Origin of the sequence: Paenibacillus harenae, assembly GCF_030812415.1 — a bacterium.
GTDB lineage: Bacteria > Bacillota > Bacilli > Paenibacillales > Paenibacillaceae > Pristimantibacillus > Pristimantibacillus harenae_A.
Window position 1 is genome coordinate 37803 of record NZ_JAUSST010000008.1, and the last position, 20745, is coordinate 58547.

The 20745-nt window shown below is 50.7% G+C and carries 15 protein-coding genes and 3 pseudogenes; 11 read left to right on the plus strand and 7 right to left on the minus strand.

Features of this window, described 5'->3' with window-relative positions:
- Positions 1-22 precede the first annotated feature (22 nt).
- Complete coding sequence (locus J2T14_RS25930; protein ID WP_307475578.1) at positions 23-313, minus strand: hypothetical protein; 291 nt, start codon at positions 311-313, stop codon at positions 23-25.
- A 480-nt stretch (positions 314-793) separates the two neighbouring features.
- Here J2T14_RS25930 and J2T14_RS25935 point away from each other — a divergent pair, with 480 nt between their 5' ends.
- The 3 genes from J2T14_RS25935 to fumC all read left to right on the plus strand — a co-directional run bounded on the left by J2T14_RS25935 (position 794) and on the right by fumC (position 3651).
- Positions 794-1117, plus strand: a complete 324-nt coding sequence (locus J2T14_RS25935) for a Dabb family protein (RefSeq protein WP_307475580.1) — start codon at positions 794-796, stop codon at positions 1115-1117.
- Positions 1118-1206: 89 nt separating this feature from the next.
- Entirely contained in the window at positions 1207-1875 is a 669-nt protein-coding gene (locus tag J2T14_RS25940) for a bifunctional 2-keto-4-hydroxyglutarate aldolase/2-keto-3-deoxy-6-phosphogluconate aldolase (protein WP_307475582.1), read from the plus strand.
- 390 nt (positions 1876-2265) lie between these two features.
- Positions 2266-3651 (plus strand): class II fumarate hydratase, encoded by a 1386-nt coding sequence (fumC, locus tag J2T14_RS25945; protein WP_307475584.1) that lies wholly within the window; start codon positions 2266-2268, stop codon positions 3649-3651.
- Positions 3652-3737: 86 nt separating this feature from the next.
- Here fumC and J2T14_RS25950 read toward each other — a convergent pair whose 3' ends face one another.
- Positions 3738-4301, minus strand: a complete 564-nt coding sequence (locus J2T14_RS25950) for a guanylate kinase (RefSeq protein ID WP_307475586.1) — start codon at positions 4299-4301, stop codon at positions 3738-3740.
- A 170-nt stretch (positions 4302-4471) separates the two neighbouring features.
- On the opposite strand from J2T14_RS25950, the pseudogene J2T14_RS31110 reads away from it, so the two are divergent.
- The 4 genes and pseudogenes from J2T14_RS31110 to J2T14_RS25960 form a co-directional block, all read left to right on the plus strand.
- Positions 4472-5302, plus strand: a pseudogene (locus tag J2T14_RS31110) (ABC-F family ATP-binding cassette domain-containing protein); the annotation flags it as partial.
- A 201-nt stretch (positions 5303-5503) separates the two neighbouring features.
- A pseudogene (locus tag J2T14_RS31115) lies at positions 5504-5818 on the plus strand (ATP-binding cassette domain-containing protein); the annotation flags it as partial.
- Positions 5819-6190: 372 nt separating this feature from the next.
- Positions 6191-6412: pseudogene (locus J2T14_RS31120) on the plus strand (ABC transporter C-terminal domain-containing protein); the annotation flags it as partial.
- A gap of 17 nt (positions 6413-6429) precedes the next feature.
- Complete coding sequence (locus J2T14_RS25960; protein WP_307475590.1) at positions 6430-7062, plus strand: fumarylacetoacetate hydrolase family protein; 633 nt, start codon at positions 6430-6432, stop codon at positions 7060-7062.
- Between the two features lie 311 nt (positions 7063-7373).
- Here J2T14_RS25960 and J2T14_RS25965 read toward each other — a convergent pair whose 3' ends face one another.
- The 3 genes from J2T14_RS25965 to J2T14_RS25975 form a co-directional block, all read right to left on the minus strand.
- Entirely contained in the window at positions 7374-7811 is a 438-nt protein-coding gene (locus J2T14_RS25965) for a Dps family protein (protein ID WP_373458212.1), read from the minus strand.
- A gap of 218 nt (positions 7812-8029) precedes the next feature.
- Positions 8030-10018: a glycoside hydrolase family 15 protein gene (locus J2T14_RS25970; protein ID WP_307475594.1), complete on the minus strand. Its 1989-nt coding sequence runs from the start codon at positions 10016-10018 to the stop codon at positions 8030-8032.
- Positions 10019-10022: 4 nt separating this feature from the next.
- On the minus strand, positions 10023-11051 hold the full coding sequence (locus J2T14_RS25975; protein WP_307475596.1) for a LacI family DNA-binding transcriptional regulator: 1029 nt from the start codon (positions 11049-11051) through the stop codon (positions 10023-10025).
- A 414-nt stretch (positions 11052-11465) separates the two neighbouring features.
- Here J2T14_RS25975 and J2T14_RS25980 point away from each other — a divergent pair, with 414 nt between their 5' ends.
- The 4 genes from J2T14_RS25980 (at position 11466) to J2T14_RS25995 (ending at position 16645) form a co-directional block, all read left to right on the plus strand.
- On the plus strand, positions 11466-12791 hold the full coding sequence (locus J2T14_RS25980; RefSeq protein WP_307475598.1) for a sugar ABC transporter substrate-binding protein: 1326 nt from the start codon (positions 11466-11468) through the stop codon (positions 12789-12791).
- Between the two features lie 74 nt (positions 12792-12865).
- The gene (locus J2T14_RS25985; RefSeq protein WP_307475599.1) at positions 12866-14179 is read left to right on the plus strand and encodes a sugar ABC transporter permease; all 1314 of its coding nucleotides are present in this window, start codon (positions 12866-12868) and stop codon (positions 14177-14179) included.
- Entirely contained in the window at positions 14176-15006 is an 831-nt protein-coding gene (locus J2T14_RS25990; RefSeq protein ID WP_307475601.1) for a sugar ABC transporter permease, read from the plus strand. The genes J2T14_RS25985 and J2T14_RS25990 overlap by 4 nt, the downstream gene beginning before the upstream one ends.
- Before the next feature lie 4 nt (positions 15007-15010).
- Entirely contained in the window at positions 15011-16645 is a 1635-nt protein-coding gene (locus J2T14_RS25995) for an alpha-amylase family glycosyl hydrolase (protein ID WP_307475603.1), read from the plus strand.
- 590 nt (positions 16646-17235) lie between these two features.
- Here the strand turns inward: J2T14_RS25995 and J2T14_RS26000 are convergent.
- Together J2T14_RS26000 and J2T14_RS26005 are read right to left on the minus strand one after the other, a co-directional pair.
- On the minus strand, positions 17236-18120 hold the full coding sequence (locus J2T14_RS26000) for an IS1595 family transposase (RefSeq protein WP_307475604.1): 885 nt from the start codon (positions 18118-18120) through the stop codon (positions 17236-17238).
- 645 nt (positions 18121-18765) lie between these two features.
- Positions 18766-20553, minus strand: a complete 1788-nt coding sequence (locus tag J2T14_RS26005; RefSeq protein ID WP_307476046.1) for an alpha-glycosidase — start codon at positions 20551-20553, stop codon at positions 18766-18768.
- Between the last annotated feature and the right edge of the window lie 192 nt (positions 20554-20745).

Below are 20745 nucleotides of genomic sequence, written 5' to 3' on the forward strand. Positions count from 1 at the left end.
CTTGACAGCTGTCTGTCAGCGTTTAAGGGGCTATATGAAAAAGTTGCAAGGTAGCTTGATCGGTGAGCTTGTACTGGCTAACGCCGTTTCCCGTAGGGAGAGGCTCTATAAATCCCTTTGTCGATAGGGTTTGCAGCCGGTTGCGCGCTGTTCGGAAGTTGATTTGCAACGCAGTCTTCACGTCAGACGGACGAATTGGTCGACCTAATGACCAAGCAAGACGAAGCACTTCCCGCTCGGAGGCCGGCAATGTCGGCAGTAGGGTGATGCGGCTTCGGATCAGGTAAGGAGCAAGCGCAAGCTGAAGCAGCATCTGGCAAACATCCGGTCTCCGTATGTTCCTTAATAAATTCGTCATATGCACGATCAAAATCGATAGCGATCGACCTCCTTGTCGTAAAAAAAGAACGTCCCAAGGCCGTAATGGCTTCGGGACGTTCTTCGTCTGCCCTCATGATAGAATGAAGAAGGTAAGGTTACGATTCAAATTTGGAAAGGTCGGTATCTTGTTGCAGAAAGTGCAACAGAATCGATTGTAATAGCTATTTAGTAGGCTTTCAGTTGCGCTTTTTGCAACAGAATAGTGATATGACTGGGTGTAGGAGGTCTGTTTGAGCGCATCTGTTGCAGATAGTGCAACGAGAGGGTATGAAACGGGGGATAAAGCGCCAATCTGTTGCAGAAAGTGCAATCAAACCGAAGAGCAGCAACTTTTAGAATGAATGCCTCGTTCCGCCAGCTTATTTATGGTATTTTTAAACTATTAAACTACTAGTTCAGAGGAGAGATATTTATGTCGGGAACAGCGAAGCAGTGGATTTTGCATTCGGTTATTTTTAGCTTGAAGCATGAGAAGGGCTCGGAGGCGGAACGCAAGTTTTTGGCGGATGGGGAACGTATACTGACTTCGATTCCGGTCGTATCGAACTTCCGCGTCTATAACCAGGTTAGCGCGAAAAACGACTATGATTACGGCTTCGCCATGGAGTTCGCGAGCAGGGCCGATTATGAGGCATACAACGAGCATCCGCTTCACGAGCAATTCGTACAGGAGCGCTGGGAATCCGAGGTCGAGAAGTTCCTGGAAATCGATTATACGAAATCGAACAACGATTGAGTATTTGTTCGAAAACACCTATAATGGGCAATGGATAGATCGAACATTTTCGAACAAATAAGAACACAAAGGGAAGAGGGGCTAACAGGATGAAGAAGCTAAAGGTACTGCAGCAGCTTACGGAAGCGGGCGTTGTAGCCGTATTGCGCGCAGACTCTCCGGAGGAAGTAGCAGAGATGGCGCGCCGTGCGATCAAGGGCGGCATTAAGGCGATCGAGATTACGATGACCGTACCGTTCGCGCTCCGCGCAATCGAACAATTATCGAAGGAATACTCGAGCGATGTATCGCCGGACGCCGATAACTTCGCGATTATTGGCGTTGGCACGGTGCTTGATCCGGAGACGGCTCGCGCAGCGATATTGGCAGGAGCGGAATACGTGGTTGCGCCGGCGCTCAACCCGGATACGATCAAGCTTTGCAACCGTTATGCGATCCCGGTTATGCCGGGCACGATGACGATTCATGAAATTCAAAGCGCGCTTGAGCTGGGCGTTGACGTGGTGAAGCTGTTCCCGGGGAACCTCTACTCCCCAAGCGTCATCCCGTCGATCAAAGGGCCGCTGCCGCAAGCGAACATTATGCCAACGGGCGGCGTATCGCTCGATAATTTGAAGGACTGGATCAAGGCTGGAGCCGTGGCGGTAGGCATTGGCTCCGACTTGACGAAGGATGCCGTGAAGACGGGGGACTTCTCCCTGATCGAGAAGAAGGCGGCCGCTTACATAGCAGCCTATCGCGAGGCGAAGGGTCTCTAGTCCAGCAATCATAAGCATGTATAGCGCCATAGGGGGAACAAGCTCCGAATGGCGCTTTTATATACCTATGCCTATTCATACACCTATACCTACATGTGACGGAACGTTGTACGTAGTCCCTAACAACAAACCGTGGATGGCGTTCTGTCATGAATGGCTTCAAGTGCGGCATGTTGTTCCGTGCGTTCGGGGGGGCAACTGATGCTGTCGATTCATGCTCCGAACAAGCTGACGGAGGAAAGGGCCGTATTTCTCCCGATGATAGAGAAGGATGGAAGACACAGCGGCTCTAAGCAACCCCGCTAAGCTTGCTTCTGGCGGCGAATAGCGTTATAACAGAAACAGAACTGTTTAAGAGACTAATCATAGATCAAAGGAGTCGTTAGGCGAATGGATTATCGGACTGAGAAGGATACAATGGGTGAAATTCAAGTTCCTGCGGACAAGCTGTGGGGCGCACAAACGCAACGCAGCCTGCAAAACTTCAAAATCAGCGGAGAGCGCATGCCGATCGAGGTCGTCTATGCGATGGCTATTATTAAGAAAGCTTCCGCTTTCGCCAACAACAAGCTAGGCGTACTGGATGCTGAGAAAGCGGCCGTTATCGGCGAAGCGGTTGACGAAGTGCTGGCCGGCAAATGGGATGAGCATTTCCCGCTAGTCGTATGGCAGACAGGCAGCGGCACGCAAACGAACATGAACGTGAACGAGGTTGTGGCCAACCGCGCCAACCAAATCTTGCAGGAGAGAGGCAGCGCTGCCCGCATTCACCCGAATGACGACGTAAACCGTTCCCAAAGCTCGAACGATACCTTTCCTGCGGCGATGCATATTGCCGGCGTTATCGCGCTTGAGGATCGTCTTCTTCCCGCGCTTGACTTGCTGAACGGCACGCTTCGCGCGAAGTCGGAGAAGTTCGCTGATCTTGTGAAAATCGGCCGTACGCATCTGCAAGACGCAACGCCGATTACGCTTGGCCAAGAAATCAGCGGCTGGTACTCGATGCTTGACCGTACGCGTGCGATGCTCGTGCAAAGCGTGGATACGATGCGCGATTTGGCGCTTGGCGGCACGGCGGTAGGAACAGGCCTCAACGCACATCCGGACTACGCGGTAGCGGTAGCGGAAGAAGTAACGGCGCTGACTGGCAAAACCTTCATTACGGCGGCTAACAAATTCCACTCGCTCACAAGCCATGACCAAATCGTGTATACGCACGGCGCGATCAAGGCGCTTTCGGCCGACCTCATGAAGATCGCGAATGATGTTCGCTGGCTGGCAAGCGGCCCGCGCTGCGGCATCGGCGAGATCGTTATTCCCGAGAACGAGCCGGGCAGCTCCATCATGCCGGGCAAAGTCAATCCTACGCAAAGCGAAGCGATAACGATGGCCGTGTGCCAAGTCATCGGCAACGATACGGCGATTGGCATGGCGGCAAGCCAAGGCAACTTCGAGCTGAACGTGTTCAAGCCGGTCATTATTTATAACTTCCTGCAATCGGTCGCGCTCATGGCTGACGCTATGGTATCGTTCAACGACAACTGTGCGGTAGGCATCGAGCCGAACGAAGCGGTAATCAAGCGCAACCTAGATCAATCGCTTATGCTCGTAACGGCGCTCAATCCGCATATCGGCTACGAGAACGCGGCTGCTATTGCGAAGAACGCGCATAAGAAAGGCCTTACGCTTAAGGAGTCCGCTATTGCGAGCGGCCTGCTAACGTCCGAGCAATTCGACGAATATGTTCGTCCTGAGAATATGATCGGCAAGCGCTAATCGTCCTTTAAGCGAAAAATAAGAAGCCGGGTACAGCTCCGTAAGGAGGCTGCGCCCGGCTTTCTTTGATCCGCGATCCGCAATCGTTACGCTTCAGCGGCGTGATAGCCGTTCACGATAGCTTTAATCTGCTCGACTGTACGTTCGATCGCGATATTTTCAATGATATGCTCGCAATGCTTGCGGTAAGTTACTTCTTCCGTATAGTGGCTTAAGTAATTGTCGATAATCTCATAGCTTGTGCCTTTGCTTTCGAGTCGTTCGGATACGGTTTGCTTGTCCGTGTAAATGAAGATACGCACGGCCCGTTCTCCATACAGGTTGCGAATGCGTTCGGCTCCTTCGCGATTCAGAATAATGTAGACGCTCTTGCCGCTATTCAGCGCTTGATCGAGGTCGCGTCTGCCGATGCCGTAGCGATGATGATCAATACGAACAAACTCTGCGAAAAAATCATTGTGATACAAGCTGTCGAACTGCTGCTCGGTTACGTAGCGATAATCCCCATCGGGGCGCTCCTTGTTACGCGGCCGACGGTCTGTGAAGGAGGCGATATGGACGATGCCGCTGCCTTGCAGGGCTCGGTGTGCGGTCGTTTTGCGTCCAGAGCCGCTCGTGCCGGTGAAGATGAACAGATAGGGGTTATTCATGCAGAATCACTCCTCTCATATATCATCTATATCGGCATCTGGGGCGATGACGATGATAGAAGCGGCAACATGACTTCGAAGTGAAGATCGTGCCCGATTATGGTATGATACGAATGGTTGCACAGCAAGATGCGGCCTAATTCTAATAACAAAAAAAGTAGGTTTGTATTATGCATTTATTATCTGTTGAACATATAACGAAAAGCTACGGCGAGAAGCTGTTGTTCGAGGACGTGACATTCGGGCTTGAAGACGGCGATAAAGTAGGTATTATCGGCGTCAATGGTACCGGCAAGTCAACCTTTCTGAAGGTTATTGCCGGAATAGAGCCTGCCGATGCCGGTTCCGTGGCAATCGGCAACCGCGTAACGGTGCGGATGCTGGCGCAGGATCCGGCATTCGAGCCGGAGGAGACGGCGCTGGAGCATGTGCTCGGCGGGCAGTCGCCGCAGCTTCGCGCCGTCCGGGCGTATGCCGACGCGATGGAAGCCATTGAGCTGAAGCCGAATGATGCGGCGCTGCAGGAGCAGTTGATTGCAGCGAACCAGAAGATGGATGAGCTGGACGCTTGGCAATTGGAGAGCGAAGCGAAGGTGGCGCTCTCGAAGCTTGGCATTTACGACTACGAAGCGAAGGTCGGCACGCTCTCTGGCGGACAACGCAAGCGTGTCGCGATGGCTGCGGCGCTGCTGCAGCCGTCCGACGTGCTTATTCTGGACGAGCCGACGAACCATATCGACAACGATTCCGTCGCTTGGCTTGAGGGCATGCTCCAGAAACGACGCGGGGCGCTGCTTATGATTACGCATGACCGGTACTTCCTTGACCGCGTCAGCAATCGGGTTATTGAGCTGGACAAGGGCAAGGCGCATTTCTACCAGGCGAACTATAGCCGATTCTTGGAACTGAAGCTGGAGCGCGAGGAGCGGGAGGCCGCTTCCGAGTCGAAGCGCCAGAACCTGCTGCGGAACGAGCTGGCTTGGATTCGGCGCGGGGCGAAAGCGAGGACGACGAAACAGAAGGCGCGCATCGACCGCTTCGAGACGCTTAAGTCGGATGCGCCGAAGCAGGCGGGCGGCAAGCTCGACGTATCGGTCGCCTCGTCCAGACTTGGCCGGAAGATCGTCGAGATCGAGAATGTCGCGAAGAGCTACGGAAGCCGCAAGCTGATTCGCGATTTCAGCTATATTGCCGTGCCGGAGGACCGTGTCGGCATTGTTGGCCGCAACGGAAGCGGCAAGTCGACGTTGCTGAAGTTGATAGCCGGTAAGCTGGCGCCCGATGAGGGGACCGTCGATATTGGTCCGACGGTGAAGCTCGGATGGTTCTCCCAGGAGCATGAAGAAATGAACGAATCGCTGCGGGTCATCGAATACATTCGGGAAGATGCTGAGCAGGTGAAGACGGCCGACGGATCGCTCATTTCCGCTGCGCAAATGCTGGAGCGCTTCTTGTTCTCGCCGACGATGCAATGGACGCCGATCGCCAAGCTGTCCGGCGGCGAGAAGCGCCGCTTGCAACTGCTGCGCGTGTTGATGAACGCGCCGAACGTGCTGCTCCTAGACGAACCGACCAACGATTTGGACATCGCGACGCTGACCGTTCTGGAAGACTACTTGGACGATTTTCCCGGCGTCGTATTTATCGTCTCCCATGATCGCTATTTCCTGGATCGCACGGTAGACAAGATTATTGCCTTCGAGGGCGAAGGCGTTATTACGCATCACACAGGCAATTACTCGGACTATCAGGAAACGGCCGTGAAGCGGGAGGGGGCTGCCGGATCGGCAGCAGCATCTTCCAAATCGTCCCCGAAGGCAGCGGGGGCGCAGCAGTCTGAAGAAGCTTCCAAGGGCGGGGGCAAGGAACGGTCATTGAAGATGTCGTATAAAGATCAGAGAGATTTTGAGCAAATCGACGGCTGGATTGAAGCGGCGGAAGCTGAACTTGCCAAGACTTCCGAGGATATGGAAGCGGCCAGCAGCGATTCGGCGCGTCTGCAGGAGCTTGCGGCCGAGCAGCAGCAGCTGGAAGAGAAGCTGGAACAGCTGATGGATCGCTGGACGGAATTGAACGAATTAGCGGAGAAGATCGCCGCACAGAACAAATAATGGAGGCTGGTCGAATCATGGGCGATAACGATATCCGCAACATTTATTGCATTGGCCGAAACTACCGGCTTCACGCATTGGAGCTGGGCAACGATGTGCCGACTTCTCCGATGGTCTTCACAAAACCAACGCATGCGCTTGCTCCTATGGACGGCAACGTCGTTGAACTTCCGGGCAGCGTAGGCGAGGTTCACTTCGAATTAGAGATTGTGCTGCGAATTGGACGCGATTACGGTCCTGGCATGAAGGCTGACGAGATCATCGGCGACATGACGCTTGGACTCGATCTGACGTTGCGCGATGTGCAATCGAAGATTAAAGCGAAGGGCGAGCCTTGGCTCCCTGCCAAAGGCTTCAAAGGATCAGCGCCGCTTGGGGCGTGGTTTCCGTATCCGGGACAAGCGGCATTGGAGCAGCGAACATTCAAGCTCATTCGCAGCGGCCAAGAGGCGCAGCGCGGCCAAGCTTCCGATATGATTTTCGACGTAGCTGCGCTTATCGAGTTTGTCGGCGCAAACTACGGGCTAGGCGCGGGCGATATCATCTATACCGGCACTCCTGCAGGCGTAGCAGCGCTGGTTGACGGCGACACCCTAGAAGCATACTGGGGCGACCGAAAGGTCGGAAGCTGCGTCATTAAGCTAGCTTAATGATCATCCATATCTCTGTAAGCGGATGAGCTCAGCTCATCCGCTTTACCTATTCCGCCATCATCATTCCATGGTGTACCGTTTTTGGCGTGTTATCAACTTAGCCGACCACAACTATAAACCCTTTAGCACACTATCCCATCGGATCAGAATCGTATGAACGGTCCGTTCCATAACCATCCTCTCTTTCTTCTGAGCAGAAGGGGGAGTGTGATAAAGCGAAAATAAGCATCATGCGCCCTATGTTAAAAAAGACGAGTCCTCCCGCAAGTAGCTGCGGGAAAATCTCGTTCAGATGGGATTGAAACCTATTATCTTCCGTTGAACGCGCTTAGCATCCATACATGCTTCTCGAGAGCGGTATGGATCGCGAGCAGCATGTCGGCAGTCGTCTCGTCGCCTTCTGCTTGAGCGGCTTCCATGCCTTCCCTCAGCTCACCGATGATAACCGTGAAGTCGGCGATCAACTGATCGACCATTTGCTCGGCTGTTTCGTCGCCAGTCGCTTCTTTTATGCTCGCAGCCGACAGATAGTCGCTCATCCGTGCAAGCGGCTGGCCTTTCACCGCCAACAGGCGCTCTGCGATTTCATCCACATGCAGGGCGGCTTCCTCATAGAAGAGCTGGAACTTCTCATGCAAGGTGAAAAATTGCGGGCCTTTCACGTACCAATGGTAGTTGTGCAGCTTAATGTACAGGACGCTCCAATTGGCAATTTGACGATTCAGATGTTGTTGTACCGTATTCATATCGATCATCCTTTCCGAAACATAGTATTTGCAGATAATGGCAAGTCAATACACAATAGTGATACCTGTATTATCAAATCAACAATATTTAGATCAATTCCTTATTTATAATTATTATAAAAAAATGAGATTTTGTCAACCTTATATTGTCCTTCTGCCAGCCATCATAAAGAGACGGAAGAGAGGAACTTCTCTCTTCCGTCCATTAAACATTATCCTTATTTTTGAATCTTGCTTGATCCTTGTAAAATACCAGCCTCGGCATCATTAGCCTCAGCCTCCGCAAGCATGAAGATCGCCAATACGAACATTGCATGCGACCAAGTAAGCGGCACGACCCAAGCCGTTGCGCCTGTTTCCTTATCGACCTGCTCAGGGAGCAGGCCAGTTTCGGTACGATGTTCAATCGCCCATTGAAGTAGTCGCTTTGCCTCATCCAAGCTGCCGGTCTGGATGCGATAGTGTGCCAGCCATAACGTAGTCAGAATCCATGGATTGCCGCCGATGTAGTGATCGTTTTCGTAACGCTTAATGCCGCCAACTCCAGGCACGGTAAGCGCCGCTTCAATCGAATCGGCAGTGCGTCGCATATATTCGTGATCCTTCGATACCGCGTCGAACGGAACCGACACCCCTAGAAGGCTGATGTCGATCATCGGATCATTGCGCAGCTTATATTTGCGATAACCTTTGTCGAGTTCGACGATAAAAGCTTCCTTCCCGGCAGCAATTGCTTCTTCATAGGCGGGCTGGTTAACCGTAATATTTAAGCCGCGATAGAAGCTATTGCGCTCCGCATTCCAACCGCTCTCGAGAATAGCGGTCGCGATGCGTGAAGCAGCGGATGACCACAGTGCCGCAGCCTCATCATTGCCGAGCAGCTTGGCGAAGCTAGCGGCAGCCGTCAAACCGCCATATACGGCAGCCGACGAATAGGTATGCGAAGCTTCGCGCTCCTCCCACAAGTCCATGCTTGGCTCAGGCAAGCCTGTTGCAGGATCGAGGAAGTTCGTCAGGAAGTTGGCGCCACTCTGGACGGCAGGCCATATTTGCTTAGCGAATTCTATATTTTTGCCCTCTAAATAATGCTGCCACATGCCCCACAAGATTGAGGCTCCTTCATCGATTTGCAATCCCCAGGAAGGCGCGAGAGCGCCGTCATGATAATGGCGCTGCTGCCATGAGCCGTCCGGCGATTGCGAAGTAAGCGTCCATGCGTAGAAACGGTCGGATAGCTCGCCAAGGCCTGCCTTATCGAGCGCCGTTGTAATGAATGCCGCATCGCGTCCCCAGCAATAGGAGTAGCCGCCGCAGCGTGAGAACGTCTCATCGAACTCGGGCGCGGCAATAATGCTTCCGGTTTGATGATCGGCCATAAGCTTGAACATAAGAACGGACCGTTCATATAGGTCAGTCATATCGGCATTGTCGATAGGGGAGGGAGCTGCTGAAGCTAAGTAATGTCTCCAATATGCAGTCGTCTCGCTTACCCATTCAGAGCATTCCTTGGACTTCGCTATTTCTAGCTGTGCAAGGGAGCTTGCCTCATCGCGTCCTGCCGCAATATAGAGCGGGATCGTTATGGATTCGCCGGCAGCCAGCTGTTCAATTCGCCAAGATAGCGCTCCGTCAGGACGCATATCGATGACGTTTCCGGAAAGCTGCCCTTCTTGGACCAAATCCCAGCTGAGGCCTGCTTGATATTTTGTGCATACGTTTGCACTCGAAAGCGCAAAAAAGTACTTATGCCGAAAATGAATCAATGCGTCAGCTGAAGCATTGAAAGCCGTCGTATTGTACAAACGATTTTCGCTGACAAGGAAGGAAGAATGTACGATAAAATCAAATGAAATGGAGCCTTCGCCATTGTTAGTAAATCGGTATTCACGTACGAGTATGTCATGCTCTGGAGTGGCAAAATGCAAGCTATCCACTTGCAGCGGCTGCTGCTCAGAACGAGCGCCGATACTTACAATGTTCGTCTTTGGCACGTAAGTAATTTCGTGATTCCAGCCGTCTGATTCGCTATCGAACCACGATATGGAGGATCCGTCTCGTTTGATGCCGGTGCGCATGGCATCGACATGCTGAGGCATGTCGATGTTCGGCCACCAGAGCCGGTATAGTCTTCCCGTGCGGCCAAGGGAAGCGAGCGTTTTGGAATTGCCGATGATGGCATCGACAAGATAGGGCTTGTTGGTATTCATATGGTCAGCTCCTTTTTGCAACGGTGTGGATGGATGATTCGCGAACGATTAACCGATGAGGAATAATCATCCGTGTCTGATGAACATTTTCTTCTTGGATGAGACGGATCAATATTTGAGAAGCGGTATAGCCAAGCTGATACGTTCCGATATCGATTGAACTGATTGGCGGTTGGGCCAGCTCGGACAACGCAATATTGTTGAAGCTGACTAGACTTAGATCATCCGGCACTTTGTAGCCGAGCTCGGTTAGCCCGCGCAGGACGCCGAAGCCGACAACGTCGTCAATGACGACGAGGCCGCTAGGCCGCTCAGGCAAGCCCATCAGGAATGACATGGCCCGGTAGCCGCTTTGTTGTAGAAACTCTCCTTCTACGACCCATTCCGAGCGGATAGGAAGACCCGCCTCGCGCAGCGCCCTCTGATATCCTTGCATCCGGTCCCGAGCGACAGTTAGCGCCGGGGGACCGCTCACGAATCCGATTCGTTCATGTCCTTGTACGATAAGATGCGCCGTGGCATCATAAGCTGCTTGCTCATTGTTATTGTCCACAGACAGGATATTCGGATGCTCATCCGTTCTGCCGATTAGGACGGTCGGGAATTTATGTTTGTCGAGCATATCGATCAGAGGGTCGTTCACCCGTGACGACAACAAAATGATACCGTCCACTCGCCTGCCGAACACAAGGCGGGAGACCGTCTCCGATTCATCATGCGGCGAGGTTGCCGCGGTAAGCAGCATATCGTAGCCCGCTCTCGCGGATTGCGTCAAAATACCGCGCAGCAATTCACCGAAGAAAAAGTCTTGGAACAATTCCTCGGCTGGGCGAGGGAGTACGATCGCAAGCGTCTGCGTAGTCTTGGAGACAAGACTTTTGGCCATTACATTAGGATGATAGCCCATCTCCTCCATAATGCGTTTTACCTTTTGCGAGGTTTCTTTGCTTATTCGAGGGTGATTGGATACGACCCTGGACACCGTAGAAGGGGATACCCCGGCGACTTTTGCAATATCTTTAATGGTTACCATAATGATTTTTGCCTCCACCCGCGCAATCGTTTGTGCTATATGCTTCATCCTAATGCAATTGTTGCTCAAATGTAAATATATATCTTAAGTAAGCTCTAAAAAAACAGTGAAAAACTGATAGAAATAAAGAAAAACGAAGAAAACCGAAGAGATCATTTTATTTACTGTTTAGAATGAACTGTGCAAACGTTTTAACAAACCCATGTCCCTGATGTATGATTAGCACACGAAGATAACGCTTTCATTCCAGATAACCGCCACCAAAACGATGTAAAACGGCAATTAGACGCTTTTACATCGTTTTTTCTCAGAACTTGTACAAACGTTTGCACAAAAAGACGTACGAGAATAGGCGAAATAATGGGCGTACGATTCGGAAGAGCAAAAACACATTATGGAAGGGGATCATTACGCATGAAAAAGTGGTTTGTAATGTCATTAATCGTTGCCCTGTTTATCGTATCGGCTTGCGGAGGCGCGAATAGCGGAGGCAAAACGGGAAACGCAAACAACGGCACAAAGGCAGTGAACAATGCGAACAACGCGGGTGCTGCGACAGAAGCGCCGCCAGCGGTAGAAGAGTCAACGGATATCGTTCCGGAGGAGGGCGCATCGCTTCTTGTATGGGACAGCAAAAACCAACGCACAGTGCTTGAAGAAATCGCTAAAGAGTTCACGGCCAAATACAACATCCCAGTAAAAATCGAGGAAGTGGAATCGCCGGACCAAGTCGGCAAGCTGACAACGGACGGTCCGGCGATGATCGGCGCAGACGTAGTAACGTTCCCGCATGATAACCTGGGCAAAGCGATTGCTGCCGGCCTTGTTATGCCGAACGATTTCTACGGCGATCAAACGATTGCGGGCAACGCTGAAGCAGCCGTTAACGCAGTAACGGTGGACGGCATTTTGTACGGTTACCCGCGTTCCGTCGAAACATACGGCTTGTTCTACAACAAGGATCTCGTGCCAACGCCGCCAGCTTCATTCGAAGAAATTATGGAGTTCTCCAAAACCTTCAACGACGCAGCCGCTAAAAAATACACGCTTATGTGGGAGCTTGGCAATTTCTATTTTAATTATATCTTCTTCTCCTCCACTGGCGGATATGTATTCGGCAGCAACGGCCAAGACGCAGCAGACATCGGTCTGAACAATGACGGCGCGATAGAAGGCTTGAAAGCTTATCAAGCATTGAAACAAGTCCTGCCTATCAATTCCGGCGACGCTTCCGCGGATATTATCCAAGGCAAATTCCAAGACAAATCGCTGGCGATGACGATTACTGGACCATGGAAAGTGGGCGATTTCAAAAACCTGGGAATCAACTTCGGCGTAGCTCCGTTGCCAACGATTAATGGCAAACCTGCTATATCGTTCTCCGGTGTTAAAGCTTGGTATGTCAACACATTCACGAAATATCCGAACGCAGCGAAGCTGTTCGCAAGCTTCGTGTCGAACAAGGAGAACCAACTGAAAGACTTCGCAGCGACGGGGGCTATTCCTTCGAACAAAGCAGCGATGGAAGATCCATCGTTCAAAGCGGATGAAATCTCGAGCGCATTCGCAGCGCAGTTCATCAACTCGCAAGCGATGCCATCGATTCCGGAGATGGGCAACGTCTGGACGCCGGCAGGCGCAGCGCTATCCGACATTTGGGACAAAGGCACGGATCCGAAGGCTTCGCTGGACAATGCGGTGCAACAAATTAAAGATGCCAACTCCGGCGCAACGAAATAAACAATAACAGGAATGATCGTTCGCCCGCCGAAGCAGCTTCGGCGGGTGAACATCATGGAAGGGAGCCAGGCGGTATGAATCGTCATCGCAACACCGCGGCCGTTTTGTCCGTTTTTTTCATGGGACTTGGACAGCTATATAACCGGCAATATTGGAAGGGACTCCTTTTGCTGATCGCTTGCGCCGGCTCGCTCGGATACTTCATACCGAATTTGGTGCATGCCGTTTGGGGAATTGTAACGCTCGGGGACAAAACGGGCGGATTTGTTAAAGTTGGCAAGATGTATGAGCCGATTAAGGGCGACCACTCGATTTTTCTGTTGATAGACGGACTAATTGCTATTTTTTTATTTGTTGTATTTCTCATCATTTATATTATGAATATTCGCGACGCGTATCGTACGGGAAAGCAAAGGGACGATGGAGGGGGACCCGCTACCTTCAGGCAAACGCTGGCCTACATTACAGATCGAAAGTTTCCGCTGTTGATGCTGGCCGTACCCGGAATGGGCGTACTGTTCCTGACCATCATGCCGATTATTTTCATGGTGCTGCTTTCGTTTACGAATTACTCGATGCCTCAACATATTCCGCCAGCCAAGCTGGTGGACTGGGTCGGTTTTCAGACGTTTGTCGACCTGCTTAGTCTTAAGACATGGAGCAGAACGTTTCTAGGCGTATTCACGTGGACGATTGTATGGGCTGTCGTAGCGACGATTACTTGTTACTTTGGCGGTTTGTTCGTAGCGCTTGTCATTGAGCAGAAGGACATGAAGTTCAAGAAGCTATGGCGTACGATATTCATCCTTCCTTATGCCATTCCGCAGCTCATATCGCTGCTTATTATGAGAAACTTATTTAATGGCGAATTCGGGCCGATCAATAACTACTTGGCCAGCTTCGGGCTTGGCGGCCTGCCATGGCTGACCGATCCGTTCTGGGCTAAGGTAACCGCAATAGTCGTGAATATGTGGGTAGGCATTCCGGTGTCGATGGTGCTTATTATGGGTGTATTAACGGCGATTCCGAAGGATCTCTACGAGGCGGCAGACGTGGATGGCGCATCTGCATTCCAGAAATTCCGCATCGTCACCATGCCTTTTGTTTTGTTCACGACGGCACCGATCCTGATCACGCAATTCGCAGGCAATATTAACAACTTCAACCTGATCTTCCTTCTAACGAACGGAAATCCGGTCAATGGCGATTATCAGTACGCGGGCAGTACCGACTTGCTCGTAACCTGGCTATACAAGTTGACGCTTAACAACAGCCAGTTCAATATGGCATCTGCGATAGGCATCATTATTTTCATTCTTATCGCATCGTTCTCGATCATCAACTACCGTCGGACGAAATCATTTAAAGAGGAGGATATGATCCAATGACCAAAGGATTACGCTTAACGCTTAGCTATCTGTTTCTTATCGTGATTGCGGTCTGCTGCATTTATCCTGCTCTTTGGGTACTCGTTTCTTCCGTTAGACCGGGCACATCGTTATACAGCGCCACGTTTTTTCCGAAGACGATTACGTTCGACCATTACTACGAGCTATTCCATTCGAAAGTGTTCCAGTACGACAGGTGGTATCTGAATACCTTGAAGATTGCTACGTTGTCGATGATCTTCTCGACCTTGCTGTCCACGGTCAGTATGTATGCGTTGTCTCGCTTCCGCTTCAAAGGCAGACAGACAATCCTATCTACAATACTTGTACTTGGCATGTTTCCGGGATTCATGAGCCTTATTCCCGTCTACATTTTCTTGCTGCAGCTTAATCTGCTCGATACGCATGCAGCCATCATCATCGTTTATGCGGCTGGCGCAGTATTGTTCAACGGCTTTGTTATCAAAGGCTTCTTCGATACAATCCCGCGCAGCTTGGACGAATCGGCACGTATCGACGGTGCTAGTCATCTGCAAATCTTTTACCGGATCATGCTGCCGCTAGGACGTCCGATCCTGATCTACGTCGCGCTTACAACTTTCGCTGGAGCGTGGGTTGACTTTATTTTTGCAAACTTGGTCCTGCGCACGAAGGAGAAATGGACGCTAGCGGTCGGCATGTGGGACTTAGTCAATTCTTATCAAAACAGCAACTTTACCATGTTCGCCGCCGGCGCCGTACTCATTGCCGTTCCGATTACGCTGCTGTTCGTGCTGTTGCAACGGTTCCTCGTGCAGGGCCTTACATCGGGCGCTTCGAAAGGGTGACGATATGAGAAAGGTATGGAGAAGGGAAAAAGGGCTGCGGCTTGCCGCGGCTTTTCTGCTGACGATCGTCTTGATGGCAACAGGCTGTTCGAACGATCCATCCGAAACGGCTAACCCTGCCACAGTTCCGCCTGCGCAGGTAGAGCATGCCGTTGATGAGCAGCCTGGGACCGTGTTCTACGAAATATTTGTCCGCTCGTTCTACGATACGAACGACGACGGTATTGGCGATCTGAATGGCGTGACCGCCAAGCTCGATTATTTGCAGGAACTGGGTGTTGGAGGCATATGGTTGATGCCGATCAACGCTTCTCCAAGCTATCACGGTTATGACACGACGGATTATTATGCAATTAATTCCGATTATGGAACGCTTGACGATTTGAAAAACCTAATCGCCGAAGCGCATAAGCGCGACATCAAAGTCATTATGGATCTGGTCGTCAACCATACGAGCAGCGAACATCCTTGGTTCAAAGAAGCGCTCACCGATCCAGCTAGCCCTTACCGTAACTGGTATCAGATTGTGCCGAAGGACGAGAAGGTCAAAGCGGATGGAGCGGTAGGTGGCAATCCGTGGCATGAGTCGGGGGAGGATAAGTATTTGGGCGTTTTCTGGGGAGGCATGCCCGATCTGAACTTCGATGAACCGAATGTCCGCGAGGAAATGGCGAAGATTGGTCGGTATTGGCTGGAGCAAGGAGTGGATGGCTTCCGGCTTGATGCTGCCAAGCATATATACGGCGACTTCTCGTCGACGATGAGCTCGCCGGAAATACAGGCAGCCAATCAATTGTGGTGGCAACATTTCCGCTCTGGCTTGAACGAAGTAAATGCCGATGCATATTTAATCGGTGAAGTATGGGATTCCATATCGGTTATAGCGCCATACTTCGATAAGGCGTTTAATTCCGCCTTTCACTTCGACTTAGCCGGACGGATGCTTGGCGCCGTGGCGAACGAGCGGGACGCTGACTTCGGCTTCTCGCTGGCGAGAGCATACAGCATCTATGAGAAATCATCGGGAGGAACCTTTGTCGATGCGCCCTTCCTTAGCAATCACGATCAGAATCGCACGATGAGCGTCTTGAACGGCAACATCTCGCAGGCGAAGATGGCTGCAGCTATATTGTTGACCCTCCCCGGCAACCCGTATATCTATTACGGCGAGGAGCTAGGCATGAAGGGCGCTAAGCCAGATGAACTTATTCGCGAGCCGATGCTCTGGTATAGCGACCCGAAAGGCGGGGAGGGGCAGACAACATGGGAAGCATCCGAGCATAACGCTGCAGCAGATGCTGTTTCCGTAGAGGAGCAGGAAGCAGATGAGCAATCGATGCTGAGCCACTATCGCAGACTTATGAAGTGGCGAAACGAAGAGGCTTCCTTACGCGATGGCACCATCGCCGAATATGCGCTTGATTCCGCAAACACGAGCTTAAGCCTATACATCCGCGTTACGAAGAAGGAACGTGTTCTTGTCGTACACAACTTGTCGAACGAATCCCAATCAGCGAAGCTTGCGTCATCGGAAAGATTCGGCGTATTCACAACTGTCGCACACCAGACCGACTCCAACACGAAGCTGAGCAACGACACGTTATCCATTCCGGCATACAGCACGGTCATTCTAAAATAAGCAAGCTCAATAATCCGCCCACCTGCCCTGCGGGCCTAACATCCGACAGGGAACTGCTCCTCAATGTGGAGGAGTCGTTCCCTATTTCCATCAACGCGAGATCGTCGCCAAGGAAAACGAAAACGTACTAAATAACTCCTCTAAGTTCCGATCCCACTTAACCTTTTATGGCCTTTATCACACTCTCCCTCTAACTCAGAAAACCGAGCCTAATAGCATACCTTCGTCATTCGCCGTGAATGCTTATGACTTAGCCTTTTCACTGTTTAGACTAGTGTTGCAATATACTGTTGCACTAGCCTTACAGTGTATTTCTTATTCTGTATGCTTTATGCCTTAGGCTGGATGTCTTATGCCTTACCCCCCTTACCCCTAACACCGTATGCTTTTTGGCTTTCACAGCATGCCTTATGCTTTATACTTTTCGCGTCTTTATCACACCCTCCCCTTAACTCAGGAAAGAAACATAGCTCAAGAACCACCGGACTAAGCTGGAGAGCTGGAACAAAAATGCAAAGAAGCAAAGAAGCAAAGAAGCAAAGAAGCAAAGAAGCGAAGATGCAAGTAGCAAAGATGAAAGATTTAGAGGTTTACATGGCCCATTTCAATAGAGAATTTGAGTATGCCAAGTCCTTTGCTAAATTTGGAGTAAGTGAGTGTCCTAACAGCAGCTCAAAAGATTGGGATGGAGTGAGGTGTTTTGTATTTATTCGAAAACAGTATTCATCCATATAAGACTGTGCCATGGACGCACTGATGCCATGAAAAGTATCATTCATCCATTGAAAGGCTGCAGGGGCAAATTGTCGAAGCTGTGGATGACTGCCCCAAGGGATAATAGGTTTGCGAATGATGTCAATGTGAGTAGCTGCAGGGTCAATATGGGTATCCCTAAATTCGTCCTCGGCTGCTTGGGATAAAGGTTTTCTAGGGTCTAGTTGGGTAGGGGCGAGCTTAATTTTGTAGTAGGAAGGTCCAGTAGATGATTTCGTACGGCCAACGATGACAGACTGCTCGCGTTGCAACGTCTCGGTAGAGTGGAAAATACGCCGCGTATAAATGTCGGGCTTCGCTTCGATATGCCCGGAAAGAAGGATCGTGTGATCTAGGTCGGTGATGGTTCGGCGAACTTTGTTAAGCATGCTCCAAGCTGTTTTGTATGTGACAGCAATGAGCTTGGCCAGATGGACGGCATTAATGCTCGTTTTGCAAGCAGAGACGATATACATAACAAGCAGCCATTTGTGCAGCGGGGTTCTGCTTTTGTCCATAATCGAACCGGCAGTAAGCGACGTTTGGTGACCGCACTTCCGGCATTCGTATAGTGGTAATCTGCGTGTGTTAATGATATAAAAAGCTGCGCAGGCACAGCGCGGGCAGTGATAACCAGTAGGCCACTTCATCCGGAATACAAGGGGAATGCAGTCTGATTCGTTGGCATATTGCTTTTGGAACTGTTCAATATTTACCTTCAACGATATCACTTCCCTCTATGAAGAAATAGGAACATTTGTTCTTATTTAAGAATAACAGATGTTGGGGCTAAGATCAATTTTTTTTAGAAGATAAGCTGGTGAATGATGATTTCTGAGCAGACGGGAGAGTGTGATAAAGGGAAAAAAGGGGTAACAAACCTTCAGGCTTTGAGAAGTATGATGGGAAGGGAGCTAAGGCATAGATCTGAAGGTGCGGATAAGTAGGTTTTGGATGATGCTAGGGATTGAGCTGTGTTCGAGGGGATGTATGATGATTGACTACTGATTGGATAAAACACTAAATGATGAATTCTGAGCAGAGGGGAGAGTGTGATAAAGGGAAAAGGCGACACCTTCAATTTTGAGAAATGAATGGGAGGGGGGAAGCTGGGGTAAGAATATGGAGGTGCTATGTTCAGGTGTTAGATGAAGTTGGTAGAAACCCGGTGTGCAGGAGTGATTGGAGTTAAGAAGAGAATCGGAATGAGACAAGATGAGATAAAGATAAACGCGAGGGGATAAATGGGAGGAGATGAGACGAGATGAGACTGGATGAGATGAGCGGTGAGGGAAGTAAATGAGGAGCTCCTTACAGTTGGGCACGATGCCAAATGAAGGAGCTCAGCATGGTGGGCGCTACTGAACTTAAGTGATTTGTTTGAAAATACGATAGCCGTAGCCTGGAAGAGTGAGTTTGAATTGGCCGTTAGCAATGCTGGAGTCAGCAACTGTTGAATTAGCGTCGATGCTGGACAGAAGAGTCATCCAGTTTGTTCGGGAAGACAATGCTTCGTTATCAAAAGAGAGGCTTAGATCGGCTGCTTCGGCGCGGGCATTCATTGCGATAAGCAACCGTTCATTGCCATCTCGGCGCTCGTAGACGAGGGTGCCGTCCGCCGAACCGATATGGACGAAACGGATGTCCGTGCTGCGAAGGGCGCGATGCTCAAGGCGCAAGTGAATGGCCTGCGTATAAAAATCCAGCAGGTCGATGTTCTGCTCATCGCTTTCCCAAACCATGCATTTGCGGCAACCAGGATCACCTCCGCCGTTCATGCCTACCTCGTCGCCGTAATAGATGCATGGCGTCCCCGGGTACGTGAGCTGGAATAGGGCAGCAAGTTTCAGGGCATCCGTGTTATCGTCGCAAATCGTTAAAAGACGCGGTGTATCATGGCTATCCAATAGGTTAAACGCGGTTTCCGTCACCTGTTGCGGATAGGCGGCGAGCTGCTTACCGATTGACGCGGCGAAAGCGTCGGCATCGATGGTCCGATAGGCAAAAAAATCAAGCACGGCGTTCGTGAACGGATAGTTCATGACGGCATCGAATTGATCGCCTTGAAGCCAAGCAATTGCATCATGCCAGATCTCGCCTAATGTATAGGCTTCAGGATTTACTTCCTTGACCGTCTTGCGGAATTCGCGCCAAAACTGATGGTCGACTTCGTTAGCCACGTCCAGCCGCCAGCCGTCTATGCCAATCTCTTCAAGCCAGTATCTAGCAACCTCGAATAAATATTTTTTAACTTCAGGATGCTCCGTGTTCAGCTTTGGCATCAAAGGTTCAAAAGCGAATGTTTCGTAGGTTGGAATGCCATCAATTACTTGTAGCGGCCATTCCCGAACGTGGAACCAGTCTGCGTACTTCGATTGCTGCCCGTTTGCAAGAGCGTCTACGAATGGCTGGAATGTTCGGCCGGAATGATTGAAGACGGCATCAAGCAGCACGCGAATGCCGCGCTCGTGGCATATGTCGACAAGCTCCTTCAGCTTCGCATTCGTTCCAAAGTGGGGATCGACCTTCAAATAGTCGCGCGTATCGTATTTATGATTGGTCGTCGCCTCGAAGACAGGCGTGAAATAGATGGCGTTTACGCCAAGCTTGGCAATGTGATCCAAGTGGTCGATAACGCCCTGCAGGTCGCCGCCGAAGAAATTCGTTGGCGTCGGCTCGGTGCTCCCCCACGGCAGTACTTGGTCAGGATCGATGGAAGGATCGCCGTTCGCGAACCTCTCCGGAAATATTTGATAGAAGACGGCGTCCTTCACCCACGCAGGCGGTGAGAACACGTCGACAGGATTTATATAAGGGAAATCGAAGAAAGAGTCCGGATTGTCCGGCACGGTTAGCTCAAAGCCTCTATCGCTAAGTAAAATGGATTCGCTGCCGCTTATAAGTTGGAAGGCATAACGAAGTCTGCGGTAGGGAGGGATTACGGCTGTCTCCCAATAGTCAAACAAAGCGTCGGACGACAAAATCTTCATCTGGACAGTTGTTTTGGTGTGCTTCCAGGCATACTTGTCCCCGACAATGGCTTGGACCGAATCGATGTCGTCCTTCTTCGTGCGGATTCTAAGATGAAGCGTCTTTCCGTCGTAAGCATAAGCCCAGTTCTGTTTGGGCCGGTGATATACGGCTTCCAATAGCATGCCTTTCATCGCTCCTTCAACGATTGTTGGTAATTGAAATAGAGATAAACATGAAAAAGGTACAACCTCTGCTTATACAGCCGAGGTTGTACCTTTTTCCTAAAATAGGATGCGGTAGCATTGCCTTTATATTTTATCTCTCAACGCTTTAATTATACATAATTTGTACGATTCGTACTAGTGAAATAAGAA

Excerpts from the sequence above, each read along its gene's own strand:
- J2T14_RS25975 (WP_307475596.1), bottom strand. The coding sequence starts at position 11,051 with ATGGTAACCATTAAAGATATTGCAAAAGTCGCCGGGGTATCCCCTTCT.
- J2T14_RS26005 (WP_307476046.1), bottom strand. The coding sequence starts at position 20,553 with ATGCTATTGGAAGCCGTATATCACCGGCCCAAACAGAACTGGGCTTAT.
- J2T14_RS25930 (WP_307475578.1), bottom strand. The coding sequence starts at position 313 with ATGCTGCTTCAGCTTGCGCTTGCTCCTTACCTGATCCGAAGCCGCATC.
- J2T14_RS25950 (WP_307475586.1), bottom strand. The coding sequence starts at position 4,301 with ATGAATAACCCCTATCTGTTCATCTTCACCGGCACGAGCGGCTCTGGA.
- J2T14_RS25940 (WP_307475582.1), top strand. The coding sequence starts at position 1,207 with ATGAAGAAGCTAAAGGTACTGCAGCAGCTTACGGAAGCGGGCGTTGTA.
- J2T14_RS25995 (WP_307475603.1), top strand. The coding sequence starts at position 15,011 with ATGAGAAAGGTATGGAGAAGGGAAAAAGGGCTGCGGCTTGCCGCGGCT.
- J2T14_RS25980 (WP_307475598.1), top strand. The coding sequence starts at position 11,466 with ATGAAAAAGTGGTTTGTAATGTCATTAATCGTTGCCCTGTTTATCGTA.
- J2T14_RS25935 (WP_307475580.1), top strand. The coding sequence starts at position 794 with ATGTCGGGAACAGCGAAGCAGTGGATTTTGCATTCGGTTATTTTTAGC.
- J2T14_RS25970 (WP_307475594.1), bottom strand. The coding sequence starts at position 10,018 with ATGAATACCAACAAGCCCTATCTTGTCGATGCCATCATCGGCAATTCC.
- J2T14_RS25985 (WP_307475599.1), top strand. The coding sequence starts at position 12,866 with ATGAATCGTCATCGCAACACCGCGGCCGTTTTGTCCGTTTTTTTCATG.
- J2T14_RS25965 (WP_373458212.1), bottom strand. The coding sequence starts at position 7,811 with ATGAATACGGTACAACAACATCTGAATCGTCAAATTGCCAATTGGAGC.
- J2T14_RS25990 (WP_307475601.1), top strand. The coding sequence starts at position 14,176 with ATGACCAAAGGATTACGCTTAACGCTTAGCTATCTGTTTCTTATCGTG.
- fumC (WP_307475584.1), top strand. The coding sequence starts at position 2,266 with ATGGATTATCGGACTGAGAAGGATACAATGGGTGAAATTCAAGTTCCT.
- J2T14_RS25960 (WP_307475590.1), top strand. The coding sequence starts at position 6,430 with ATGGGCGATAACGATATCCGCAACATTTATTGCATTGGCCGAAACTAC.